An 18732-nucleotide genomic window follows, 5' to 3' on the forward strand; every position below is an offset into this window, starting at 1 on the left:
GCGCACCTCCTTTTCCGTCCGTATTGCACAGACCATTCTACAGGAAAAAGCCGCAGAATTAAAGAAGAATTTATTTTTTTATGTTGACCGTTATGATATAATACCTGTAATGAACTCAGGAGGAGGGCCAGCCATGAAAAATAAGATCACAGTATCCATTGCCGACCAGGAATACACCCTGGTGGCGACCGAGGATGAGGGCTATATGCAGAAGGTGGCCCAGCATGTGGACGCCAAGGTGCGGGAGGTGCTGGACGGCGCCAAGGTCTCGCTGGTGGACGGCGCCGTTCTGGCCGCCCTCAACGTCGCCGACGAGTACTTCAAGGAGGTGGAGGCCGCCGAAAATCTGCGCCGCCAGCTCAAGGAGTACCTGGAGGAGGCCACCAAAATGAAGCTGGAGCTCTCTGAGGCCAAGCGGGAGATCTTCAAATTACAGAACAAGAAGTAAAAGGAACCTCCCGCCGCGCTGGAGCTACGGTCCCCCGCCGGAAGAAAAAACACCCCTGGAGGCTGCACATACCATGCTGGAATTACTGTCCCCTGCCGGCTCTCCGGAGGCGGTCACCGCCGCCGTCCAGTCCGGCGCCGACGCCGTCTATCTGGGATACGGAGACTTCAACGCCCGCCGCAATGCGAAAAACTTCTCCCGAGAGGAGCTTGCGGCGGCGGTTTCTTACTGCCATCTGCGGGGGGCCAGGGTCTACCTGACCCTCAACACCCTGGTTACCGACCGGGAGCTCCCCGCCGCCGCCCAGGTGGCCGCCGACGCCGCCCGGATCGGGGTGGACGCCGTCCTCATCCAGGACCTGGGCATCCTGCGGATGCTCCGCCAGGTGGCCCCCGACCTGCCGGTCCACGGCTCCACCCAGCTCACCGTCCACTCCCTGGACGGGGTGCTGCGCTGCGCCGATCTGGGCATGGAGCGGGTGGTGCTCTCCCGGGAGCTGAGCCGGGACGCCATCGAGTACATCTGCACCCACTCCCCCATTGAGATCGAGACCTTTGTCCACGGGGCGCTGTGCATGTGCTACTCCGGCCAGTGCTTCCTGTCCTCGGTCATCGGGGGCCGGTCGGGCAACCGGGGCCTGTGCGCCCAGCCCTGCCGCCTCAAGTACGGCTGGGAGGGCCGGGCCGACGGCTATCCCCTCTCCCTGAAGGACATGTCCCTGGCCGGACACCTCCAGGAGTTGAAGAAGCTGGGGGTCAAGTGCCTGAAGATCGAGGGGCGGATGAAGCGGCCGGAGTACGTGGCGGTGGTCACCGGCATCTACGCCCGGGCCCTGCGGGAGGGCCGGGAGCCCACCGCCGAGGAGCTCGCCGAGCTGGAGGCCGCCTTTTCCCGCCAGGGCTTTACCGAGGGCTATTACCTGGACCAGAAGGGCCCCGGTATGTTCGGCGTCCGGGAGGACGCCCGGGAGCCCCGGGAGCTCTATGCCCGGGAGCGCACCCAGTACCAGAGCGGGGAGCGCCAGAGCGTGCCCATCACCTTTTACGCCATGATCCGCAAGGGGGAGCCCGCCCAGGTGGCGGTGCAGGACCCGGAGGAGCGGGTCATCACCGCCGAGGGCCCTGTCCCCGAGGCCGCCCGCACCAAGGAGCTCACCGCCGCCGACGTGGAGGCCCAGCTCTCCCGCACGGGAGGGACCCCCTTCCGCTGCGCGAAGGTCCGGGCCCTGGTGGAACCGGGGCTGTCTCTGCCGGTGTCGGTGCTCAACAGCCTGCGCCGGGGCCTGCTGGACAGTCTGCGGGCCAGCCGCAGCGTGCCCATGAGCTGGGAGACCGGGGAATTTCACCCCGGCGTGCGGTATGAAAACCGCCGGGAAGCGCCTATACTGAATTTGTCCCTCCGCACCGCCGGGCAGCTCACCGACGCCCTGCTGGACCTGGGGCCCGGTATTGTCTACCTGCCCGCGGCGGAGGCCGCCGCACACCCGGAGGCGGTCAAGCGGGTGCTGGACCACGGCGTCAGGGCCGGGGTGACCCTGCCCCGTATCTGCTGGGACCGGGAGCGGCAGGAGCTGTACCGGGACCTGGAGGCCGCCCGGGCCTCCGGCTGCACCGAGGCTCTGGCGGGCACCCTGGACCTGCTCCGCCCCGCCCGGGACACCGATTACAACCTGCGGGGGGACTTCGGCCTGAGCGTGTTCAACTCCCAGGCCCTGAAGGAGCTCAAGCGGCTGGGCCTCAGCTCAGCTACCGCCTCCTTCGAGCTCAAGCTGGCCCAGGTACGGGATATTTCCAAGGCCCTGGACATAGAACTGATCGTGTACGGCCGCCTGCCCCTGATGGTCACCGAGAACTGCATCATCAAGAACCGCTCCGGCCGCTGCGGCTGCGACGGCGTCAACCAGCTCACCGACCGGAAGGGCGAACGCTTCCCGGTGGTAAAGGCCCCCGGCTGCCGCAGCGAGATCCTCAACGCCAAGACGCTGTTTTTGGCGGATAAGCGGGGGGACTATCAGAGGGTGGGGCTGTGGGCGGCCCGGCTGCTCTTCACCACCGAGAGCGCCGCGGAGTGCGTCCGTGTAACCGAGCGCTACCTGGGCCGGGGCAGCTATGAGCCCAAGGACTACACCCGGGGGCTGTATTACCGAGATGTGGAATAGAGAGGAATCCCGATGAAGCTGAAAATCAAGGCCGTCTCCCCCAAGATCGGGGCGGAGATCCCCTTTCCCTATTACGCCAGCGCCGGCGCCGCCGCCATGGATCTCCACGCCTGCCTGGAGGAGCCGGTGACCATCCCCGCCGGGGGGCGGGCGGCCATCCCCACCGGTATCGCCATCGCCCTGCCCTCGGCGGCCTATGTGGCCCTGGTATTCGCCCGGTCGGGCCTGGGCATCAGGCACGGGGTGGCCCTCTCCAACGGGGTGGGAGTCATCGACAGCGACTACCGGGGGGAGATTGCCGTGGGGCTGCACAACAGCGCGGACGCCCCCTATACCGTCCAACCCGGGGACCGCATCGCCCAGCTTGCCGTGGTGCCGGTGGTCCGGGCCGAGCTGGAACAGACGGACGAGCTGGACGAGACCGGCCGCGGGGCCGGCGGCTTTGGCTCCACCGGGAAATAGAAGGAAGGACCGACTTACATGGATATCATTCTGGCCTCCGGCTCTCCCCGCCGGAAGCAGCTCCTGGCCCAGATGGGCATTGAGACGTTCCGGGTCATCTCCTCCGACGCCGACGAGACGGTGGAGCCCGGCCTCTCCCCCGCCCGGATCGTGGAGATCCTCTCCGCCCGGAAGGCGGAGGCGGTGGCGGACCACGCCAAGCCCGGCGGGTTGGTGATCGCCGCCGACACCATCGTCGCTCTGGACGGCGCGGTGCTGGGCAAGCCGAACGACGGGCTGGAGGCGTTCCGGATGCTCTCCGCCCTGTCCGGCCGGCGCCACCAGGTGTATACCGGCGTCACGCTGCTGCGGGGCGGGGAGCGGCGCACCGAGCACGAGGTGACTACCGTCACCTTCCGGGAGCTGACCCAGGACGACATCACCCGCTACATCGCCACCGGCGAGCCCATGGACAAGGCCGGGGCCTATGGTATCCAGGGCTACGGCGCCCTGCTGGTGGAGCGCATCGAGGGAGATTACTTCAACGTGATGGGACTTCCGGTGTGCCGCCTGGGCCGGATGCTGGCCGGGATGGGCACAGACTGCCTGGCGCTGGCCGCCGGGAACCGGGGCCAATAAGGAGAACTGCTTTTGAAGGACTTTCTGCGCCACAACGGGATACTGATCCTTATCATCGCCGTGCTGCTGGCCGCCATCACGGCGGTGGCCTCCTATGCCCTGAAGGGAACGGCCAATCCCCTGTCCAACGCCCTGGGGGTGGTCACCACCCCCATCCGCAACGGCGTGTCCTCCTTTGTGGGCTGGGCCGAGGGGGTCTACAACTACTCCTTCCGGTACCAGGAGCTGGAGGAGGAGAACCAGCGGCTGCGCAGCCAGATCGCCGAGCTGGAGGAGAAGGCCCGGGAGGGCGAGGCCGCCAGCAAGGAGAATGAACTGCTCCGGGAAGCGCTGGGCCTGCGGGCCAAGCGCAGCGACTTCGTCCTCGAGTCCGCCCGGGTCACCGCCCGGTCCACTTCCAACTGGGCCTCCACCCTGACCCTCAGCAAGGGCTCCGTCCAGGATGTGGCGGCGGGGGACTGCGTGGTGGATGCCGCCGGCAACCTGGTGGGCATCATCGACGAGGTGGGGAGCAATTACTCGGTGATGATCACGGTGGTGGACGCCAACCTCCAGATGGGCGGCATCGTGTCCCGCACCGACTCCACCGCCATGCTGGAGGGCGACTTTACCCTTATGCAGGAGGGCCGCCTCAAGATGACCTACCTGCCGGAGAACACCGAGCTGCTCACCGGCGATCTGGTGCTCACCTCGGGCCTGACGGGCATCTACCCTTCCGGGCTGGTGGTGGGGGCCATTGAGTCCCTCCATACCGACCCCTCGGGCATGAGCCGGTATGCTGTGCTCGCCCCCGCCGCCGACCTGGACCGTCTGGTGGAGGTCTTTATCATCAAGGAGTTTGACATCGTCGAGTGAGGCACGCCTGCCGGGCGGCCCTATGGCAGAAAGGGAGGTCAGACCGTTGACCCGTCAGGATATGCTCTATAAGTGGACCATCTACGGCCTGGCCCTGCTGCCGGTGTGGTGGCTGGAAGTCTTTGTGCTCAACCGCTTTCCCGTCTTGGGGGTGTTCCCCATGCTGCTGCCCCTGGCCGGGGTGGCGGTGGCGGTGCTGGAGGGGACCCTGGCCGGGGCGGGCTTCGGCCTGGCGGTGGGCGTGCTGTGCGACGCCGTCTACTTCGGCACCCGCGGCGCCATGACCCTGGGGCTGTGCCTGCTGTGCTGCGCCTGCGGCGCCGCCGCCCAGTACGCCCTCAACCAGGGCTTTTGGGGCTGCCTGCTGTGCTCCGCCGCCGTGCTGGCTGTCATCGACGCCGGACGCATCCTGCTCCGGCTCTTCACCGGAGCCGCCTCCCTCCCCGCCCTGCTGGAGGTGGCGGTGCCCGAGATCCTCTGGTCCCTGTGCTTCGTGGCGGTGATCTACCCCTGGTTCCGGTGGGTCCGGGGACGGATCGTCCGGCTGCTGCGTCTGTAAGGAAGGAGTCCCATGAAGGACAAGGAAAACCGACAATTTCACATCCGCTCCAGGGGCCTGGTGGCCGTCCTGGCGGCGGTGCTCATCGGCTTCGGCTATGTGCTCTATGACCTCCAGATCGTCCACGGGGCGGAGTACCGGGAGCGCTCCCAGCGGAAGATCGCCCAGACCGAGACGGTGGAGGCCGCCCGGGGCTCCCTGCTGGACCGCTACGGCAGGGAGCTGGTCACCAACCGGACCAGCTACAACGTGGCGCTGGAGACCTCCCGCATGGGGGAGGACAAAAACGCCGTGCTGCTGGAGCTGCTGGACATCTGCCGGGAGCAGGAGGTGGAGTGGACCGATACCCTGCCCGTCTCCGCCCAGGCCCCCTATGTGTTCACGCTGGACGCCGCCTCCGACCTGACGGTGACCCGGCTGCAAAAGCTGTGCACCCAGCTCAAGTGGACCGACCTCATCCCCACGGAGGACGAGATCGCCGCTATGCGGCCCGCCCCGGCGGAGACCGCTCCCGCCCGGGAGGAGGAAGCCGAGGAGACGCTTCCGGCGGAGCCAAAGGCCCCCGCCGTGTCCGCCCAGCCCCTGCTGGACAAAATGAAGGAGTATTTTGGGCTGGACGAGACCCTCCCGAACCAGGAAGCCCGGGGGCTGCTGGGTGTGCTTTACGAGCTGGCCCTGCGCTCCAAGGGGATCACCACGGTGTCCTACGTCTTTGCCAAGGATGTGGACATTCAATTCATCACCGCCGTGAAGGAGGCGGGGCTGGCCGGCGTGCGCATCGACACCAAGAGCGTCCGGCAGTACCGGACCCCCTACGCCGCCCATCTGCTGGGCCGGGTGGGGCTGATGGACGAGACCGAGCAGGCCTATTACCGCACCCTGGGCTACGACGGAGACGAGTCGGTGGGCAAGGAGGGCGTGGAGCAGGCCTTTGAGTCCTGGCTCAAGGGCACCGACGGCAAAAAGGCCGTGGAGACCAACACCGAGGGGAAGGTGATCAGCGAGACCTACAAGGAGGAGCCCGTCCCCGGCGGCCACGTGGCCCTGACCCTGGACATCCGGCTCCAGGAGGTGGCCGAGCGGGCGCTGGCCGAGGGCATCGCCGGCCTGAAATCCGAGGACACCCAGGGCGGCGCCCTGGTGGCCATCGACGTGTCGGACGGCGGCGTGCTGGCCATGGCCAGCTATCCCACCTATGACCGTACCACCATCTACTCCGACAACGAGGCCTATAACGCCGCCCTCAACGACCCCCTCAAGCCCTTCTACAACCGGGCCCTGCTGGGCCAGTACGCCCCGGGCTCCACCTTCAAGATGGTCACCGCCGTGGGTGGTCTGGAGGAGGACATCATCGAACCCAGCACCGAGATCCGGGACACCGGGCGGTATATGTACTACGCCCCCAGCTACACCCCCATGTGCTGGTACTACCGCCAGTACGGCGGCACCCACGGCAACGAGAACGTCTCGGAGGCCATCCGGGACTCCTGCAACATCTTCTTCTACGACGTGGGCCGGCGGCTGGGTATCGACCGGCTGGACCAGTACGCCCGGATGTTCGGGCTGGGGGAGTCCACTGGCATCGAGCTCAAGGAGAACACCGGCATGGTGGCCGGGCCGGACGCCTCCAAGCGCCTGGAGCAGACCTGGTACGAGGGCCAGACTCTGGCTGCCGCCATCGGGCAGGACAACAACCAGTTCACCCCCCTCCAGTTGGCCAACTATATCGCCACCCTGGTCAACGGCGGCACCCACTACTCCGCCCACCTGCTCAAGTCGGTGAAGTCCTACGACTACTCCGAGGTGCTCTACGAGCGGGAGCCGGAGGTGCTGGACACCATTGAGATTGCCCCGGAGAATTTGAACGCGGTGCTGGAGGGGATGCGCCTGGTGGCCGCCGAGGGAGGCACCACCTACCGCTTTTTCAAGGACCTGCCCGTGACGGTGGGCGCCAAGACCGGCTCCGCTCAGGTGAGCAGCACCACGGAGTCCAACGCCGTGTTCGTCTGCTTCGCCCCTTACGAGGACCCGGAGATCGCCCTCGCCGTGGTGGTGGAGAAGGGCGGCTCCGGCATGGAGCTGGCCGCCATCGCCGCCGACGTGCTGGAGTATTATTTCAGCACCGGCACCGGACTGGAGGCCGCCGCCAAGGAGAATACCCTGCTGCGGTGATTCTGAGAACAGCGAGTTGATACGATGACAGATTCCCGTATATACGACTCCCGGGACCCCCGGTGCAAGACCCCCTACGGGGCGGTGAGCGCCGGGACCCGGGTGACCTTCACCCTCCGCCCGCCCCGGACGGGGGGCTTTTCCCGCGCCAGGCTGCTGGCCCGCTTCGAGTTCCGGGACAACGAGGTGCGGGAGCTCCCCATGCCCTGGTCCGGCCTGGACGGCAGCCGGGACCGGTTTACCTGCACCCTGGATACCGGCGATTACCTGGGCCTGGTGTGGTACTCCTTCCGGCTGGAGGGCCTGGGGGACCGGAGCCTGGAGCTGGGGGAATACCAGCTCACCGTCTACGACGGCACCCAGGCCGTCCCCCCCTGGTTCGGGGAGGGGGTCACCTATCAGATCTTCCCCGACCGCTTCCGCCGCACCGGCGTACCGGACCCAGCCGGCATGGTGGGGGGGCGCTGGGTCCATGCCGGCTGGGACGAGGAGCCGGAGTGGCGGCCCGACGGCCGGGGGGAGATCCGCAACCGGGACTTTTTCGGCGGCTCCCTGGCGGGGGTGCTGGAAAAGCTGGACTACCTGAAGGAGCTGGGGGTGGACACCCTCTATTTCTGTCCCGTCTTTGAGGGGGCGGAGAACCACCGCTACGGCACCGGGGACTACGAGAAAATCGACCCCATGCTGGGCACGGAGGAGTCCTTTCGCGCCTTGTGCGCCGCCGCCCACGCCCGGGGCATGAGGGTGCTGCTGGACGGAGTGTTCAACCACCAGGGCTATGTGAGCAAATACTTCAACGGGGACGGCTCCTACCCCGCCGTGGGGGCCAGCCAGTCCCAGACCTCCCCCTATTACCGCTGGTATCACTTCACCCACTGGCCGGACAAATACGACGCCTGGTGGGGCATCTACTCCCTCCCCGCCGTCAACGAGAGCGAGCCGGGCTACATGGACTACATCATCCGCGCCCCCGACAGCATCGTCCGCCGGTGGCTGCGCGCCGGGGCGGACGGCTGGCGGCTGGACGTGGCCGACGAGCTGCCCGACGACTTTATCCACGCCCTCCGCGCCGCCGTCCGGGAGACCAAGCCGGAGGCGGTGGTCATCGGGGAGGTGTGGGAGGACGGCTCCAACAAGATTGCCTACTCGGTCCGCCGGAAGCACCTGCTGGGGGGCTATCTGGACGGGCTGATGAACTACCCCTTCCGCAGCGCGGTGCTGGACTGGCTCCTGGGCGGGGACGCCTGCCGTTTCCAGCAGGAGATGGAGACCCTGCGGGAGAACTATCCCCCGGCGGCCTTCCACTCCGCCATGAATGCCCTGGGCACCCACGACACCGTGCGCATCCTCACCCTGCTGGGGGTGGGGAGCGAGTGCCGGGACCACGGCCGGGATTGGCGGGCGGCCCGCCGCCTGTCGCCGGAGGAGCGGGCGCTGGGGCTGGCCCGGCTGAAGCTGGCCGCCCTGGTGCTCTATGCCTTCCCCGGCTCCCCCACGGTGTACTACGGGGACGAGGCGGGCATGGAGGGCTTTGAGGACCCCTTCAACCGCCGGACCTTCCCCTGGGGCCGGGAGGACCGGGCCCTCACCGGCTGGTTCCGGGCGCTGGGGCGGGCGCGGCATCGGTTCGCCGCCCTGCGCAAGGGCGATATCCGCTATGTGCGGGCGGCGGGGCCGGTGCTGGCCTTCACCCGCACCTGGGAGGACGAGACCGTCCTGTGCGCCGCCAACGCCGGGCCCGCTCCGGCGGAGCTGGAGCTGCCCGGCGGGGAGACGCGCACCCTGGGGCCGTGGGAGGGGCGGCTGCTGCGGCTGGAGGCTTGCCAGGCGGCGGAGGATGTGCTATCCGAAAGGGGATTTTAAGGAAAAGGGAGGGCGCGGTTCCGTGCGTGGTCCGAAGGAAATCATCCATCTGAGTCGGGCGGCCCGCTGCAAGGCGGGTGTGCCGGCATGTCCATTTTGGAACAGGAGGATGGTTTGTGGCTCGGCTTCCGCGCGGGATCGCGCTCTTTTTTGCTGTCTATTTTTTGCAGGGCATGGTGTTTTACAGCCCGGTGGGACGGATAAAAAAGGGGGGCCGCCTTTGCGGTCCCCCTTCCTTTTTGCGGTCACGCCGCGGCGTGGAAGTCCTCCTCCAGTTCCCGGCGCGCCTCGCTCTCGCTGTCGGCGGAGAACAAAAACCGCCCCGTATGGTCGTAGACCTCCACATGCTCCCGGACCCATCTCATGCTGTACTCCATGATTGCGCGCTCCCTTCTGTATCGTATGGCTACAGTATAGGGGAGCGCATGTCCCATAAAACGGACTATTCCTGCACATCCAGAAGAAATTGTGCCCAGGCCTCCGGGTGCTGGACGTAATAGCGGGGGCACTCCTTGCCGGTTACGTCGTAGTGCCGGATGATCTGTCCGGCCTCCAGCCCGTAGTACTCCCGCAGCCAGCGGACCAGCCGGACCAGGGCGTCATAGGTGGCTTGGGTGAACTGGCCGGAGTCGTCGGGGTGGCAGCACTCGATGGACAGGGTGTCGTGGTTGCGCTGATTGGAGCAGTAGGCCACCTCGTCCAGCGGGATGCACTGGAGGATCTCCCCGTCCAGGCCGATCAGGAAGTGGCTGCTGGCATAGGTCTCGCCGGAGCGGGCCAGACCGGCGAAGTAGCTGCGGTTCTGCCCGGCGGTGGTGCCCGGGTTGCCCACATAGTGGACCACTACGCCGTCCACCGCGTCCAGGGGCGTGCCTGGCCGGGAGTAGTCGTTGCGGGGCAAAAAGTCCTGGGTGATCCAGTCGGGATTCTCCGGCGGCGCCTTGCAGGCCGGGCCGCCGCCCAGCAGCCGCGCGGCCAGGACCAGCCCACCGCCGACGGCCAGGGCACACAGCAGCAGGCGCAGCACCGGCGGGCGGCGTCTGCGCCTGCTGCCCCGCCGCTCCAGAAGTTGTTCCATCTTGCCCATCTCCCGTGTCGTTTTTCCTCATTCTAGCAGAAAATGTGCCGCAATGTCTGACTTTTTTATAAAAATGGGCCTCCGGCTGTACGCCGGAGGCCCACAAAAAGATCGGATCGGTCAGGGGGCTTCCAGTGCCCCGTCGTAGGCGGCCTTGGTCCGGGGATCGAAGCAGACGAAGGTGACCCGGTCCAGCGCGCCGGGGTGCTCCGCGCAGAAGGTCCGTACCGCCCGAACGGCGATGGGTGCGGCCTTCTCCAACGGGAAGACGTACACGCCGGTGGAGATGGAGGGAAAGGCCACGGTCCGGCAGCCGTGCTCCGCCGCCAGCGCGAGGCTGTTGCGGTAGCAGGCGGAGAGCAGTTCGGCCTCCCGCCGGTTCCCGCCCCGCCAGATGGGGCCGGGGGTATGGATCACGCAGCGGGCGGGCAGGTCGTAGCCGCCGGTGAGCTTGGCCTGGCCGGTGGGACAGCCGTGTAGAGTGCGGCACTCCGCCAGCAGCTTGGGCCCCGCCGCCCGATGGATGGCCCCGTCCACGCCGCCGCCGCCCAGCAGGGAAGTGTTGGCGGCGTTGACGATGGCGTCATAGTCCACCGTAGTGATGTCGCCCAGCAGCGTGTCAATCGCGGTCGTCATAGTGCTCCTCCTTGGCGGGGGGCGCGGGTAGATCCGGAGCGGTCTGGGCCTGCGTCGGAGCGGGCGCGCCGTCCCACTGGTCGGTGAAGACCTTCTCAAAGGTCTCCGCGTCCATGGTCTCGTGCTCCAGCAGGTATTCCGCCGTCCGGTGCAGCTCGGTCATCCGGTTTTTCAGGAGGATCTCGCACTGGGCGTAGGCGTTGTCGATGATGGCCTTGATCTCCTCGTCGATGCGGCCGGCCACCTCCTCGGAGTAGGTCCGGGCCTGGGCCATGGACCGGCCGATGAACACCTCGTCGTGGCCGGTATCGTAGACCACGGTGCCCAGCCGCTCGCTCATGCCGTACTTGGTGACCATCTCCCGGGCGATGTGGGAGGCCCGTTCCAGGTCGTTGGAGGCGCCGGTGGAGATGTCGCCCAGCACCATCTGCTCGGCCACACGGCCGCCCAGACACACCGAGATGGACTCCTCCAGCTCCTTCTTGGAGCGGTAGGCCCGGTCCTCCTGAGGCAGTGAGATGGTCATGCCTCCGGCGGGGCCACGGGGGATAATGGTGATTTGGTGGACCGGATCGGGGGTCTCCAGCTCGTGGATGACGATGGCGTGGCCCGCCTCGTGGAAGGCGGTGAGCTTCCGGGCCCGGGGCGTGACCACCCGGCTCTTCTTCTCCGGCCCGGCGATGACCTTGAGCATGGCCTCGTGCAGGTCGGACATGGTGAGGAACCGCTCCCCCCGGCGGGCGGCCAGGAGGGAGGCCTCGTTCATCAGATTCTCCAGGTCGGCGCCGGTGAAGCCACTGGTGGCCTTGGCAATGACCGACAGGTCCACATCCTCACCCAGGGGCTTGTTCCGGCTGTGGACCTTCAGGATGGCCTCCCGGCCCCGGATGTCGGGCAGGCCCACGTACACCTGCCGGTCAAACCGGCCGGGGCGCAGCAGGGCGGGGTCCAGGATGTCCACCCGGTTGGTGGCGGCCATGACGATGACTCCCTCGTTGGCGGCAAAGCCGTCCATCTCCACCAGGAGCTGGTTCAGGGTCTGCTCCCGCTCGTCGTGGCCGCCGCCCAGGCCGGCGCCTCTCTGGCGGCCCACGGCGTCGATCTCGTCGATGAAGACGATGGCGGGGCAGTCCTTCTTGGCCTGGTCGAACAGGTCCCGGACCCGGCTGGCGCCCACGCCCACATAGAGCTCCACAAAGTCGGAGCCGGAGATGGAGAGGAAATTGACCCCGGCCTCGCCGGCCACGGCCCGGGCCAGCAGGGTCTTGCCGGTGCCCGGCGGGCCCACCAGCAGCACGCCCTTGGGGATGCGGGCCCCCAAGGAGACGAAGCGCTTGGGGTCCTTGAGGAACTCCACGATCTCCCGGAGCTCCTCCTTTTCCTCGTCGGAGCCAGCCACGTCGTCAAAGGTGACCTTTTTATTGCCCTGGTCGGCCAGGGTGCGGGTGCGCGCCCGGCCAAACCGGGCGGTCTTGTCCCCGCCACCGCCACCGCCGCCCTGGCGGAGGAACATAAAGTACCACATCAGGGCGAACAGGGCGAAGATGGCCAGATAGGGCACAAAGGACATCCACGCCGGGGGCGTGGGGTCCTCGGGGTAGTCGTAATCGTCCAGGATGCCCATCCGATACTGCTGCACCAGCAGGTCGTTAAACTCATCGTAGAACAGCTCGAAGGAGTAGAGCTTACGGGTGACCACGTCCGAGCCGTTCACCGGCTCCCGCAGGGTGAGCACCAGATTGTTGTGGGCGTCCACTGTCACCTTGGACACCTTCTGCTGCTCCAGCAGGACCCGGATGTCGGCGTAGCTGGGCTCCGGGCCGTTTTTCATGTTTTGCAGCGTCCACAGGACGCTGACCAGCACAAAGATGATGAGGCAGTACAGCACCACATCGCGCAGACTGATCTTCTTCAAGGGTGGACCACGCTCCCACAGGGGCCCCCGGCGGCGGGGACCCTCCAGATTTTATCCAACAGCCGCAGCCTCAGTCGGCGGGCAGCTCGGCCTCATAGACGCAGGGCTTGAGCACGCCTATGTAGGGCAGGTTGCGGTATTTTTCCGCAAAGTCCAGGCCATAGCCCACCACGAACTCGTCGGGGATGGAAAAGCCGCTGTAGTCCACATGGACGGGCTTGATCCGGCGGTCGGGCTTATCCAGCAGCGTGCACAGCTTCATGGAGGCCGGGTGCCGGGCCTGGAGGATCTGAAGCAGATAGCTCAGGGTGTTGCCGCTGTCCAGGATGTCCTCCACCACGATGATGTCCCGACCCTCAATACTCTCGGACAGGTCCTTGGTAATCTTCACCTGACCGGAGGAGGTGGTGCCCGCCCCGTAGGAGGACACGGCCATAAAGTCCACCGTACAGGGCAGCGTGATGGAGCGCATCAGATCCGCCATAAAAATAAAGGAGCCCCGCAGGACGCTGATGAGCATGGGTTCCTTGCCCGCAAAATCCCGGTCAATCTGACCGGCGATCTCCCGCACCCGGGCCTTGAGCTGTTCCTCGCTGAACAGAATATGGTCGATGTCCTTTTCCAGCATGGTTGTTTCTCCCTTTCAGTCTGACTTTTCCGTCCAAATTTCGACCGCCTTCTCCCCCGGGGCGGCCAGGTGGGCCGCATCGGGGCCGAAGCCGGGGATATACAGGGGGCCGCCTGCGTCGGCCAGTACGGGCCAGGTCCCCCGTTCCAGCCGGGGCACGTGGGCGTCGATAAAGAGCTTTTTCAGGGTTTTGCGGCCCCGCCGGGGCAGGGTGACGGCATCCCCGGTCTGCCGGGGGCGGATCACCAGGGGACCGGACAGGGCGTCCCGGGCCAGAAATACATGGTTCGGACCCTCCGGATGGGCCGCCGGAGCGGCGGCCGGACGGCAGGTGATGCGCCAGGGGCCGGCCTCTATCGTTTGTTCCCGGTCCGGGTCCAGGGGGCGGGCGGCCAGTACGGCGGCCTCCTGCCGGGGGCCCAGCACCAGATCCCCGTACACCCGCCGGGCCGTCAGGCCGTGGGGCAGGTCCACGGCGGCGGAGGGGGCCCCCCCGCGGCACAGGGCGGTGACCGCCCGCAGATGGGCGGCGGAGAATTGATAGGCGTCCAGCTCGGCCAGCAGGGCGCGGACCATGCGCACGGCGATGGGGCCGGGCTGTCCGGCGATGCGCACGACGGGAAGGACCAGCTCACCGCCCCGGCGGACGGCACATTGGACCTCGTGATCGGCAATGGCCTGGAGATAGGCGTCGTCCTCCCGCAAAGAGCCGATGGTCTCGGCGGTGCGGGGGATGAGCCAGGGGTTGATCTCCTTCAGCACCGGGAGCACCTGATGCCGCACCTTGTTGCGGCTGTAAGCGTCGTCGCGGTTGGTGCTGTCCTCCACGTGGGGGATGCGGTAGCGGCGCAGATAGTCCTCGATGACGGCGCGGCTGGTGGTGAGCAGAGGCCGGATGAGCTTGCCCCGCACCGGCGGGATGCCGGTCAGGCCGTGAAGCCCGGTCCCCCGGGCAAGGTGGAGCAGCAGGGTCTCGGCGTTGTCGTCGGCGTTGTGGGCGGTGGCGATGCGGTCGCAGCCCAGAGCGGCGGCGGTTTCCTCCAGAAAGGCGTACCGCATGGCCCGGGCGGTCTCCTCCACCCCGGCCCCCAGCCGCCTGGCCTCCTCCGCCACGGGACCGGAGCCCACCGCGAGGGTTACCGGCGGCAGGGTGGGCCCGCCGGAGAGGCGCTCCTCCCCACACCAATCCCGGACAAAGGAGCGGACAAACGCCTCGTCCCGGTCGGATTCGGTGCCCCGCAGATTGTGGTTGTAATGGGCGGCTGCCAGCTCAAAGCCCATGGCATGCCGCAGGAGGTACAGCCGGTGCAGCAGATAGACCGAGTCGGCCCCGCCGGAGACGGCGCAGAGCACCCGGCTGCCGGGGGGGATCATATGGAACCGGGCCAGAAGCTCGTTCATGGCCGAATCAGGCGACTGGTACATCTCAATACTCCGAATGGGTGCGGTCGATGGAGGAGAAGGTGGTGTACTCGGGCAGCCACTGGAGCTCCACCTTGCCGGTCTCACCGTGGCGGTTTTTGGCGATGATGCACTCGGCCAGGTTGTGCATCTCGGAATCCTCGTTGTAGTAGTCGTCCCGGTAGAGGAACAAGACGATGTCGGCGTCCTGCTCGATGGCGCCGGACTCCCGCAGGTCGGAAAGCATGGGCCGCTTGTCGGTGCGGCTCTCCGGGCCGCGGGAGAGCTGGGACAGGCAGACCACGGGCACGTTGAGCTCCTTGGCCATGATCTTCAGGGCCCGGGAGATGTCGGACACCACCTGCTGGCGGTTTTCGCCGGAGTAGCGCTGCTTGCCGCCGGCGGACTGCATGAGCTGCAGATAGTCTATGACGACCAGACCCAGGTTATCCACCCGGCGGCACTTGGCGTTCATATCGGCCACCGACAGGGAGGGGTTGTCGTCGATGAGGATCTTGGAGCGGCCCAGGGCGGCGGAGGCCAGGGCGATCTTGTCCCAGTCCTCGTCCCCCAGCTTGCCGGTGACCAGCTTCTTATTGTCCACAAAGGCCTCGTTGGAGATCAGGCGCATGGCCAGCTGTTCCCGGCTCATCTCCAGGGAGAAGAAGACCGCCGTTTTGCCGGAGAACTTGCCCGCGTGGAGCAGCACGTTCAGGGCAAAGGAGGTCTTGCCCATGCCGGGGCGGGCGGCCAGCAGGATGAGGTCGGAGTCGTTGAGGCCGGAGATGGCCCGGTCCACATCGGACAGGCCGGTGGACAGACCGGGGATGGCCGAGTCCCGCTTGGACAGCTCCTCCAGCCGGTCCAGCACGTCCAGCACCACCGCGGAGATGGGGGTCAGCCCCTGGCTGGCTCTCCCCTGCCGGATGGCGTAGATGCGCTGTTCGGCGGCGTCCAAGACCTCCTGGGCGGTGCCGGTGCCCTCCTGGATCATGCCGGTCAGGTCGGCCGCCGTCTCGGCGATGCGCCGCAGCAGGGCCTTGTCCTTTACGATGGCCACATATTCCGCCACGTTGGCGGCGGTGGGGGTGACCTCCATGAGCTGGAGGAGGTAGGACCGGGAGGTGTTCTCCTCAAAGACCCCGTTCTGGCGCATGTGGTCCAGCACGGTGACCGGGTCAATGGTCTCCGAGTAGTTGAACATACCGTAGATGGTCTCATAGATGTCCCGGTTCTGCTGGAGGTAAAAGTCCTCGGGGCGGAGCCTCTCGATGACCTCGGGCACGCACCGGGCGTCGATGAGCATGGAGCCCAGCACCGCCTGCTCGGCCTCCACCGAGTGGGGCATCTGGCGGACCAGCAGCTCTTCGTCCATGTGCATCACCCAGCTTTCCTGTAAAATTGGGGGGCTTACGCCTCCGCCACCACGACCTGGATGGCGCCGCTGACCTCGTAGCCCAGCTTGCACTTGAGCTCATAGGTGCCGTAGGCCTTGATGGGCTCGTCCTGAACGATCTTGGACTTGGCCACGTCCAGGCCGTACTGGACCTTGAGCCCCTCGGAGATCTCCTTGGAGGTGACCGCGCCGAACAGCCGCCCGCCTGCGCCGGCCTTGGCGGTGAGCTTGACCACGCAGTCCTTGAGCTTGGCGGCGATCGCCTCGGCCTCGGCCTTCTCGGCGGCCTCCTGGGCTTTCCTGGCCTTCTCCTGCATCTTCATGGTGTTGACGTTCTCGGCGGTGGCCGGCACGGCCAGCTTCCGGGGCAGAAGGAAGTTGCGGGCGTAGCCGTCGCTGGCCTCGATGAGCTGGCCCTTCTTGCCCTGACCCTTCACGTCCTGCTGTAAGATCACTTTCATGGTAAAAACCTCCTCAATCTTCTTCAAAATACTGGTCGATGGCCCGCAGCAGCCGCTGGAGGACCGCCTCCACGCTGCCGGAGGGCACCTGGGCCCCCGCTGTGGCGGCGTTGCCGCCGCCCCCCAGCTTCTCCAGCACCACCTGCACGTTGGTGTTGCCCATGCTCCGGGCCGAGATGATGACCCGCTCCCCGTCGGCGTCGGGAAAGAGCACGAAGGAGGCGTCAATGCCGGAGATGTTCAGCAGTTCATCGGCGGCCTGAGCGGCGGTCACCCGGCCCACCGTGTGGTCCACGGCGGCCACGGCGATGTCGTTGTGGTACATCCGGGCGGTCTGGATGATGTCGTAGCGGGCGATGGTGCCCGCCAGGTCGTTCTGGAACAGCTTGCGCACGTCGCCGGTGTCGGCGCCGGAACGGCGCAGGAAGGCCGCCGCCTCAAAGGTGCGGCTGCCGGTGCGCATGGTGAAATTCTTGGTGTCCAGCACCATGCCGGCCAGCAGGGCCTCCGCCTCGATGCGCAGCAGGTCCGAGGGCTCCATGATGTACTGGATGAGCTCGGTGACCAGCTCGCTGGCCGAGGAGGCGTAGGGCTCGTGGAAGTTCAGCGCCGCGTTGCCGATGTAGGAGGCCGCCCGGCGGTGGTGGTCGATGACGGCCACCCGGGTGCAGCACTCCAGCAGATCCTCCGACTGGACCTGTTCCGGCCGATTGGTGTCCACCACCACCAGCAGGGTCCGGGGATCGGCCAGGATGATGGCGTCCTGGGCGGAGAGAAAGGCGTCCTTGTACTCCGGAGTCTGGCCCAGCTTGGCGGCCATCTCGGCGGCGGGGTTGCTGCCCGGCTCCCGGATGATGCGGGCCTGCACCCCCCGCTTGCGGGCGATGGCGCACACGCCGGTGATGGCGCCGATGCAGTCCAGGTCGGGGAACTTGTGGCCCATGACGAACACCCGGGAGGAGTCGGCGATCAGCTCGCCCAAAGCGTTGGCCATGACCCGGCTTTTGACCTTGGTGCGCTTCTCCATCTCCTTATTGTGCCCGCCGTAAAACTCAAAGTTGAATTTATTTTTGATGACGGCCTGGTCGCCGCCCCGGGACAGGGCCATCTCGATGGAGAGGGAGGCGTACTCCAGCAGTTCCCTGAGGCTGGGGGCGTCCCGCCCCACGCCGATGGAAAGGGTGGGGGACACGCCGTTGGGGCCGGGGATCTCCCGCACCTTGTCCAGCAGGTCGAACTTGGCGTCCACGAAGCCCTGCAGGTACTGCTCCTCAAAGACGAAAAGATAGCGGTCCCGGTCGTACCGGGAGAACAGCCCGCCGGTGGGGGCCACCCAGGCGGCCAGGCGCTTGTTGATCTCGCTGAGCATGGCGGTGCGGGCGGACTCGTCGGTGTTTTTCACCACGTCCTCGTAGTTGTCCAGCAGCAGCAGAGCCACTACGGGCCTGCTGCTGCGCAGGGTCTGCCGGTCGGCGGAGTAGCCGGTGATCTCCACCCAGTAGGTGGTGGCCATGCTGGACGGGCGGCCCCGCCGCTCCTCGGAGCGCACCAGGCTGCCAAAGACCAGAAATTTCCGCTGGCCCACCTGGACCTCGCCGGGACACTCGGTCTTGCCCTCCAGCAGCCAGCGGGTGTCGAAGCCGGGCACGGCGGCGGAGAGCTTGGTGTCAAACAGGTGGTCCCGGCCGTCGGTGAGCTGGAGGAACCGCTCGTTGGACCAGATCACCTCGTCGGTGTCCGGGTGGAAGATGACCATGGGCAGCGGGGAGTTGAGCATGGTGTCCCGTGTGGCCATATCCATGTTGGCGGATACGCTCTCGAGGTAGCGGAGCATCTCTTTCTTCCGGCGGCTGCTGTTGCGGCGGAGGTAAAAGAAGAGAACCACCACCACTACCCCCTCCACGGCGGCCACGGGCGGGCTGAAAAAAGCGGAGGCTGCGGCAAAACAGACCAGACAAAACAGATAGAGCCCCAGACTGGGCTCCAAAAGCCGGGAGAGCCGCTTGTTCATTCCTACACCTCCTGGAAGTCCCCTCTGCGGGGGACGGGCATAACTCGGATAGTCTATTTTATCAGAAAAGC

Annotated in this window: 17 protein-coding genes; 8 read left to right on the forward strand and 9 right to left on the reverse strand. The window is 66.7% G+C overall.

Annotation, left to right across the window (positions count from 1 at the left end):
• Window positions 1-133 precede the first annotated feature (133 nt).
• From B3H64_RS10050 to B3H64_RS10085, 8 genes are all read left to right on the forward strand, one after another.
• A complete protein-coding gene (locus B3H64_RS10050; protein WP_050617363.1) occupies window positions 134-448 on the forward strand; it encodes a cell division protein ZapA in 315 nt (104 codons plus the stop codon).
• A gap of 73 nt (window positions 449-521) precedes the next feature.
• Window positions 522-2606 (forward strand): U32 family peptidase, encoded by a 2085-nt coding sequence (locus tag B3H64_RS10055; RefSeq protein WP_286734819.1) that lies wholly within the window; start codon window positions 522-524, stop codon window positions 2604-2606.
• A gap of 12 nt (window positions 2607-2618) precedes the next feature.
• Entirely contained in the window at window positions 2619-3068 is a 450-nt protein-coding gene (gene dut, locus B3H64_RS10060; RefSeq protein WP_238072962.1) for a dUTP diphosphatase, read from the forward strand.
• Window positions 3069-3086: 18 nt separating this feature from the next.
• Window positions 3087-3686, forward strand: a complete 600-nt coding sequence (locus B3H64_RS10065; RefSeq protein ID WP_238072958.1) for a Maf family protein — start codon at window positions 3087-3089, stop codon at window positions 3684-3686.
• A gap of 12 nt (window positions 3687-3698) precedes the next feature.
• The gene (gene mreC / locus B3H64_RS10070; RefSeq protein WP_050617359.1) at window positions 3699-4541 is read left to right on the forward strand and encodes a rod shape-determining protein MreC; all 843 of its coding nucleotides are present in this window, start codon (window positions 3699-3701) and stop codon (window positions 4539-4541) included.
• Window positions 4542-4587: 46 nt separating this feature from the next.
• Window positions 4588-5100 (forward strand): rod shape-determining protein MreD, encoded by a 513-nt coding sequence (locus B3H64_RS10075; RefSeq protein ID WP_238072951.1) that lies wholly within the window; start codon window positions 4588-4590, stop codon window positions 5098-5100.
• Window positions 5101-5112: 12 nt separating this feature from the next.
• On the forward strand, window positions 5113-7272 hold the full coding sequence (locus B3H64_RS10080) for a penicillin-binding transpeptidase domain-containing protein (RefSeq protein WP_286734827.1): 2160 nt from the start codon (window positions 5113-5115) through the stop codon (window positions 7270-7272).
• A 24-nt stretch (window positions 7273-7296) separates the two neighbouring features.
• The gene (locus B3H64_RS10085) at window positions 7297-9135 is read left to right on the forward strand and encodes a glycoside hydrolase family 13 protein (protein WP_286734830.1); all 1839 of its coding nucleotides are present in this window, start codon (window positions 7297-7299) and stop codon (window positions 9133-9135) included.
• Between the two features lie 245 nt (window positions 9136-9380).
• Here B3H64_RS10085 and B3H64_RS10090 read toward each other — a convergent pair whose 3' ends face one another.
• The 9 genes from B3H64_RS10090 to B3H64_RS10130 all read right to left on the reverse strand — a co-directional run bounded on the left by B3H64_RS10090 (window position 9381) and on the right by B3H64_RS10130 (window position 18661).
• Window positions 9381-9512, reverse strand: coding sequence for a hypothetical protein (locus B3H64_RS10090; protein WP_256303177.1), 132 nt, complete (start codon window positions 9510-9512; stop codon window positions 9381-9383).
• 65 nt (window positions 9513-9577) lie between these two features.
• On the reverse strand, window positions 9578-10213 hold the full coding sequence (locus B3H64_RS10095) for a peptidoglycan recognition protein family protein (protein WP_286734833.1): 636 nt from the start codon (window positions 10211-10213) through the stop codon (window positions 9578-9580).
• A 120-nt stretch (window positions 10214-10333) separates the two neighbouring features.
• On the reverse strand, window positions 10334-10849 hold the full coding sequence (locus B3H64_RS10100; RefSeq protein WP_286734835.1) for an O-acetyl-ADP-ribose deacetylase: 516 nt from the start codon (window positions 10847-10849) through the stop codon (window positions 10334-10336).
• Complete coding sequence (gene ftsH / locus B3H64_RS10105; protein WP_349676178.1) at window positions 10833-12764, reverse strand: ATP-dependent zinc metalloprotease FtsH; 1932 nt, start codon at window positions 12762-12764, stop codon at window positions 10833-10835. Before ftsH ends, B3H64_RS10100 begins: the two co-directional genes overlap by 17 nt.
• A 70-nt stretch (window positions 12765-12834) precedes the next feature.
• Window positions 12835-13392 (reverse strand): hypoxanthine phosphoribosyltransferase, encoded by a 558-nt coding sequence (gene hpt / locus B3H64_RS10110; RefSeq protein ID WP_050617353.1) that lies wholly within the window; start codon window positions 13390-13392, stop codon window positions 12835-12837.
• Between the two features lie 15 nt (window positions 13393-13407).
• Complete coding sequence (gene tilS / locus B3H64_RS10115; RefSeq protein ID WP_286734837.1) at window positions 13408-14817, reverse strand: tRNA lysidine(34) synthetase TilS; 1410 nt, start codon at window positions 14815-14817, stop codon at window positions 13408-13410.
• Between the two features lies 1 nt (window position 14818).
• Entirely contained in the window at window positions 14819-16168 is a 1350-nt protein-coding gene (gene dnaB / locus B3H64_RS10120; RefSeq protein WP_050617606.1) for a replicative DNA helicase, read from the reverse strand.
• 35 nt (window positions 16169-16203) lie between these two features.
• Window positions 16204-16650 carry a 50S ribosomal protein L9 gene (gene rplI / locus B3H64_RS10125; protein WP_050617352.1) on the reverse strand — a complete coding sequence of 149 codons (447 nt, stop codon included), beginning with the start codon at window positions 16648-16650 and terminating at the stop codon, window positions 16204-16206.
• Between the two features lie 13 nt (window positions 16651-16663).
• On the reverse strand, window positions 16664-18661 hold the full coding sequence (locus B3H64_RS10130) for a DHH family phosphoesterase (RefSeq protein WP_286734838.1): 1998 nt from the start codon (window positions 18659-18661) through the stop codon (window positions 16664-16666).
• Between the last annotated feature and the right edge of the window lie 71 nt (window positions 18662-18732).

It is taken from the genome of Intestinimonas sp. UBA1698 (genome assembly GCF_002320075.1).
Lineage (GTDB): Bacteria > Bacillota > Clostridia > Oscillospirales > Oscillospiraceae > Intestinimonas > Intestinimonas massiliensis.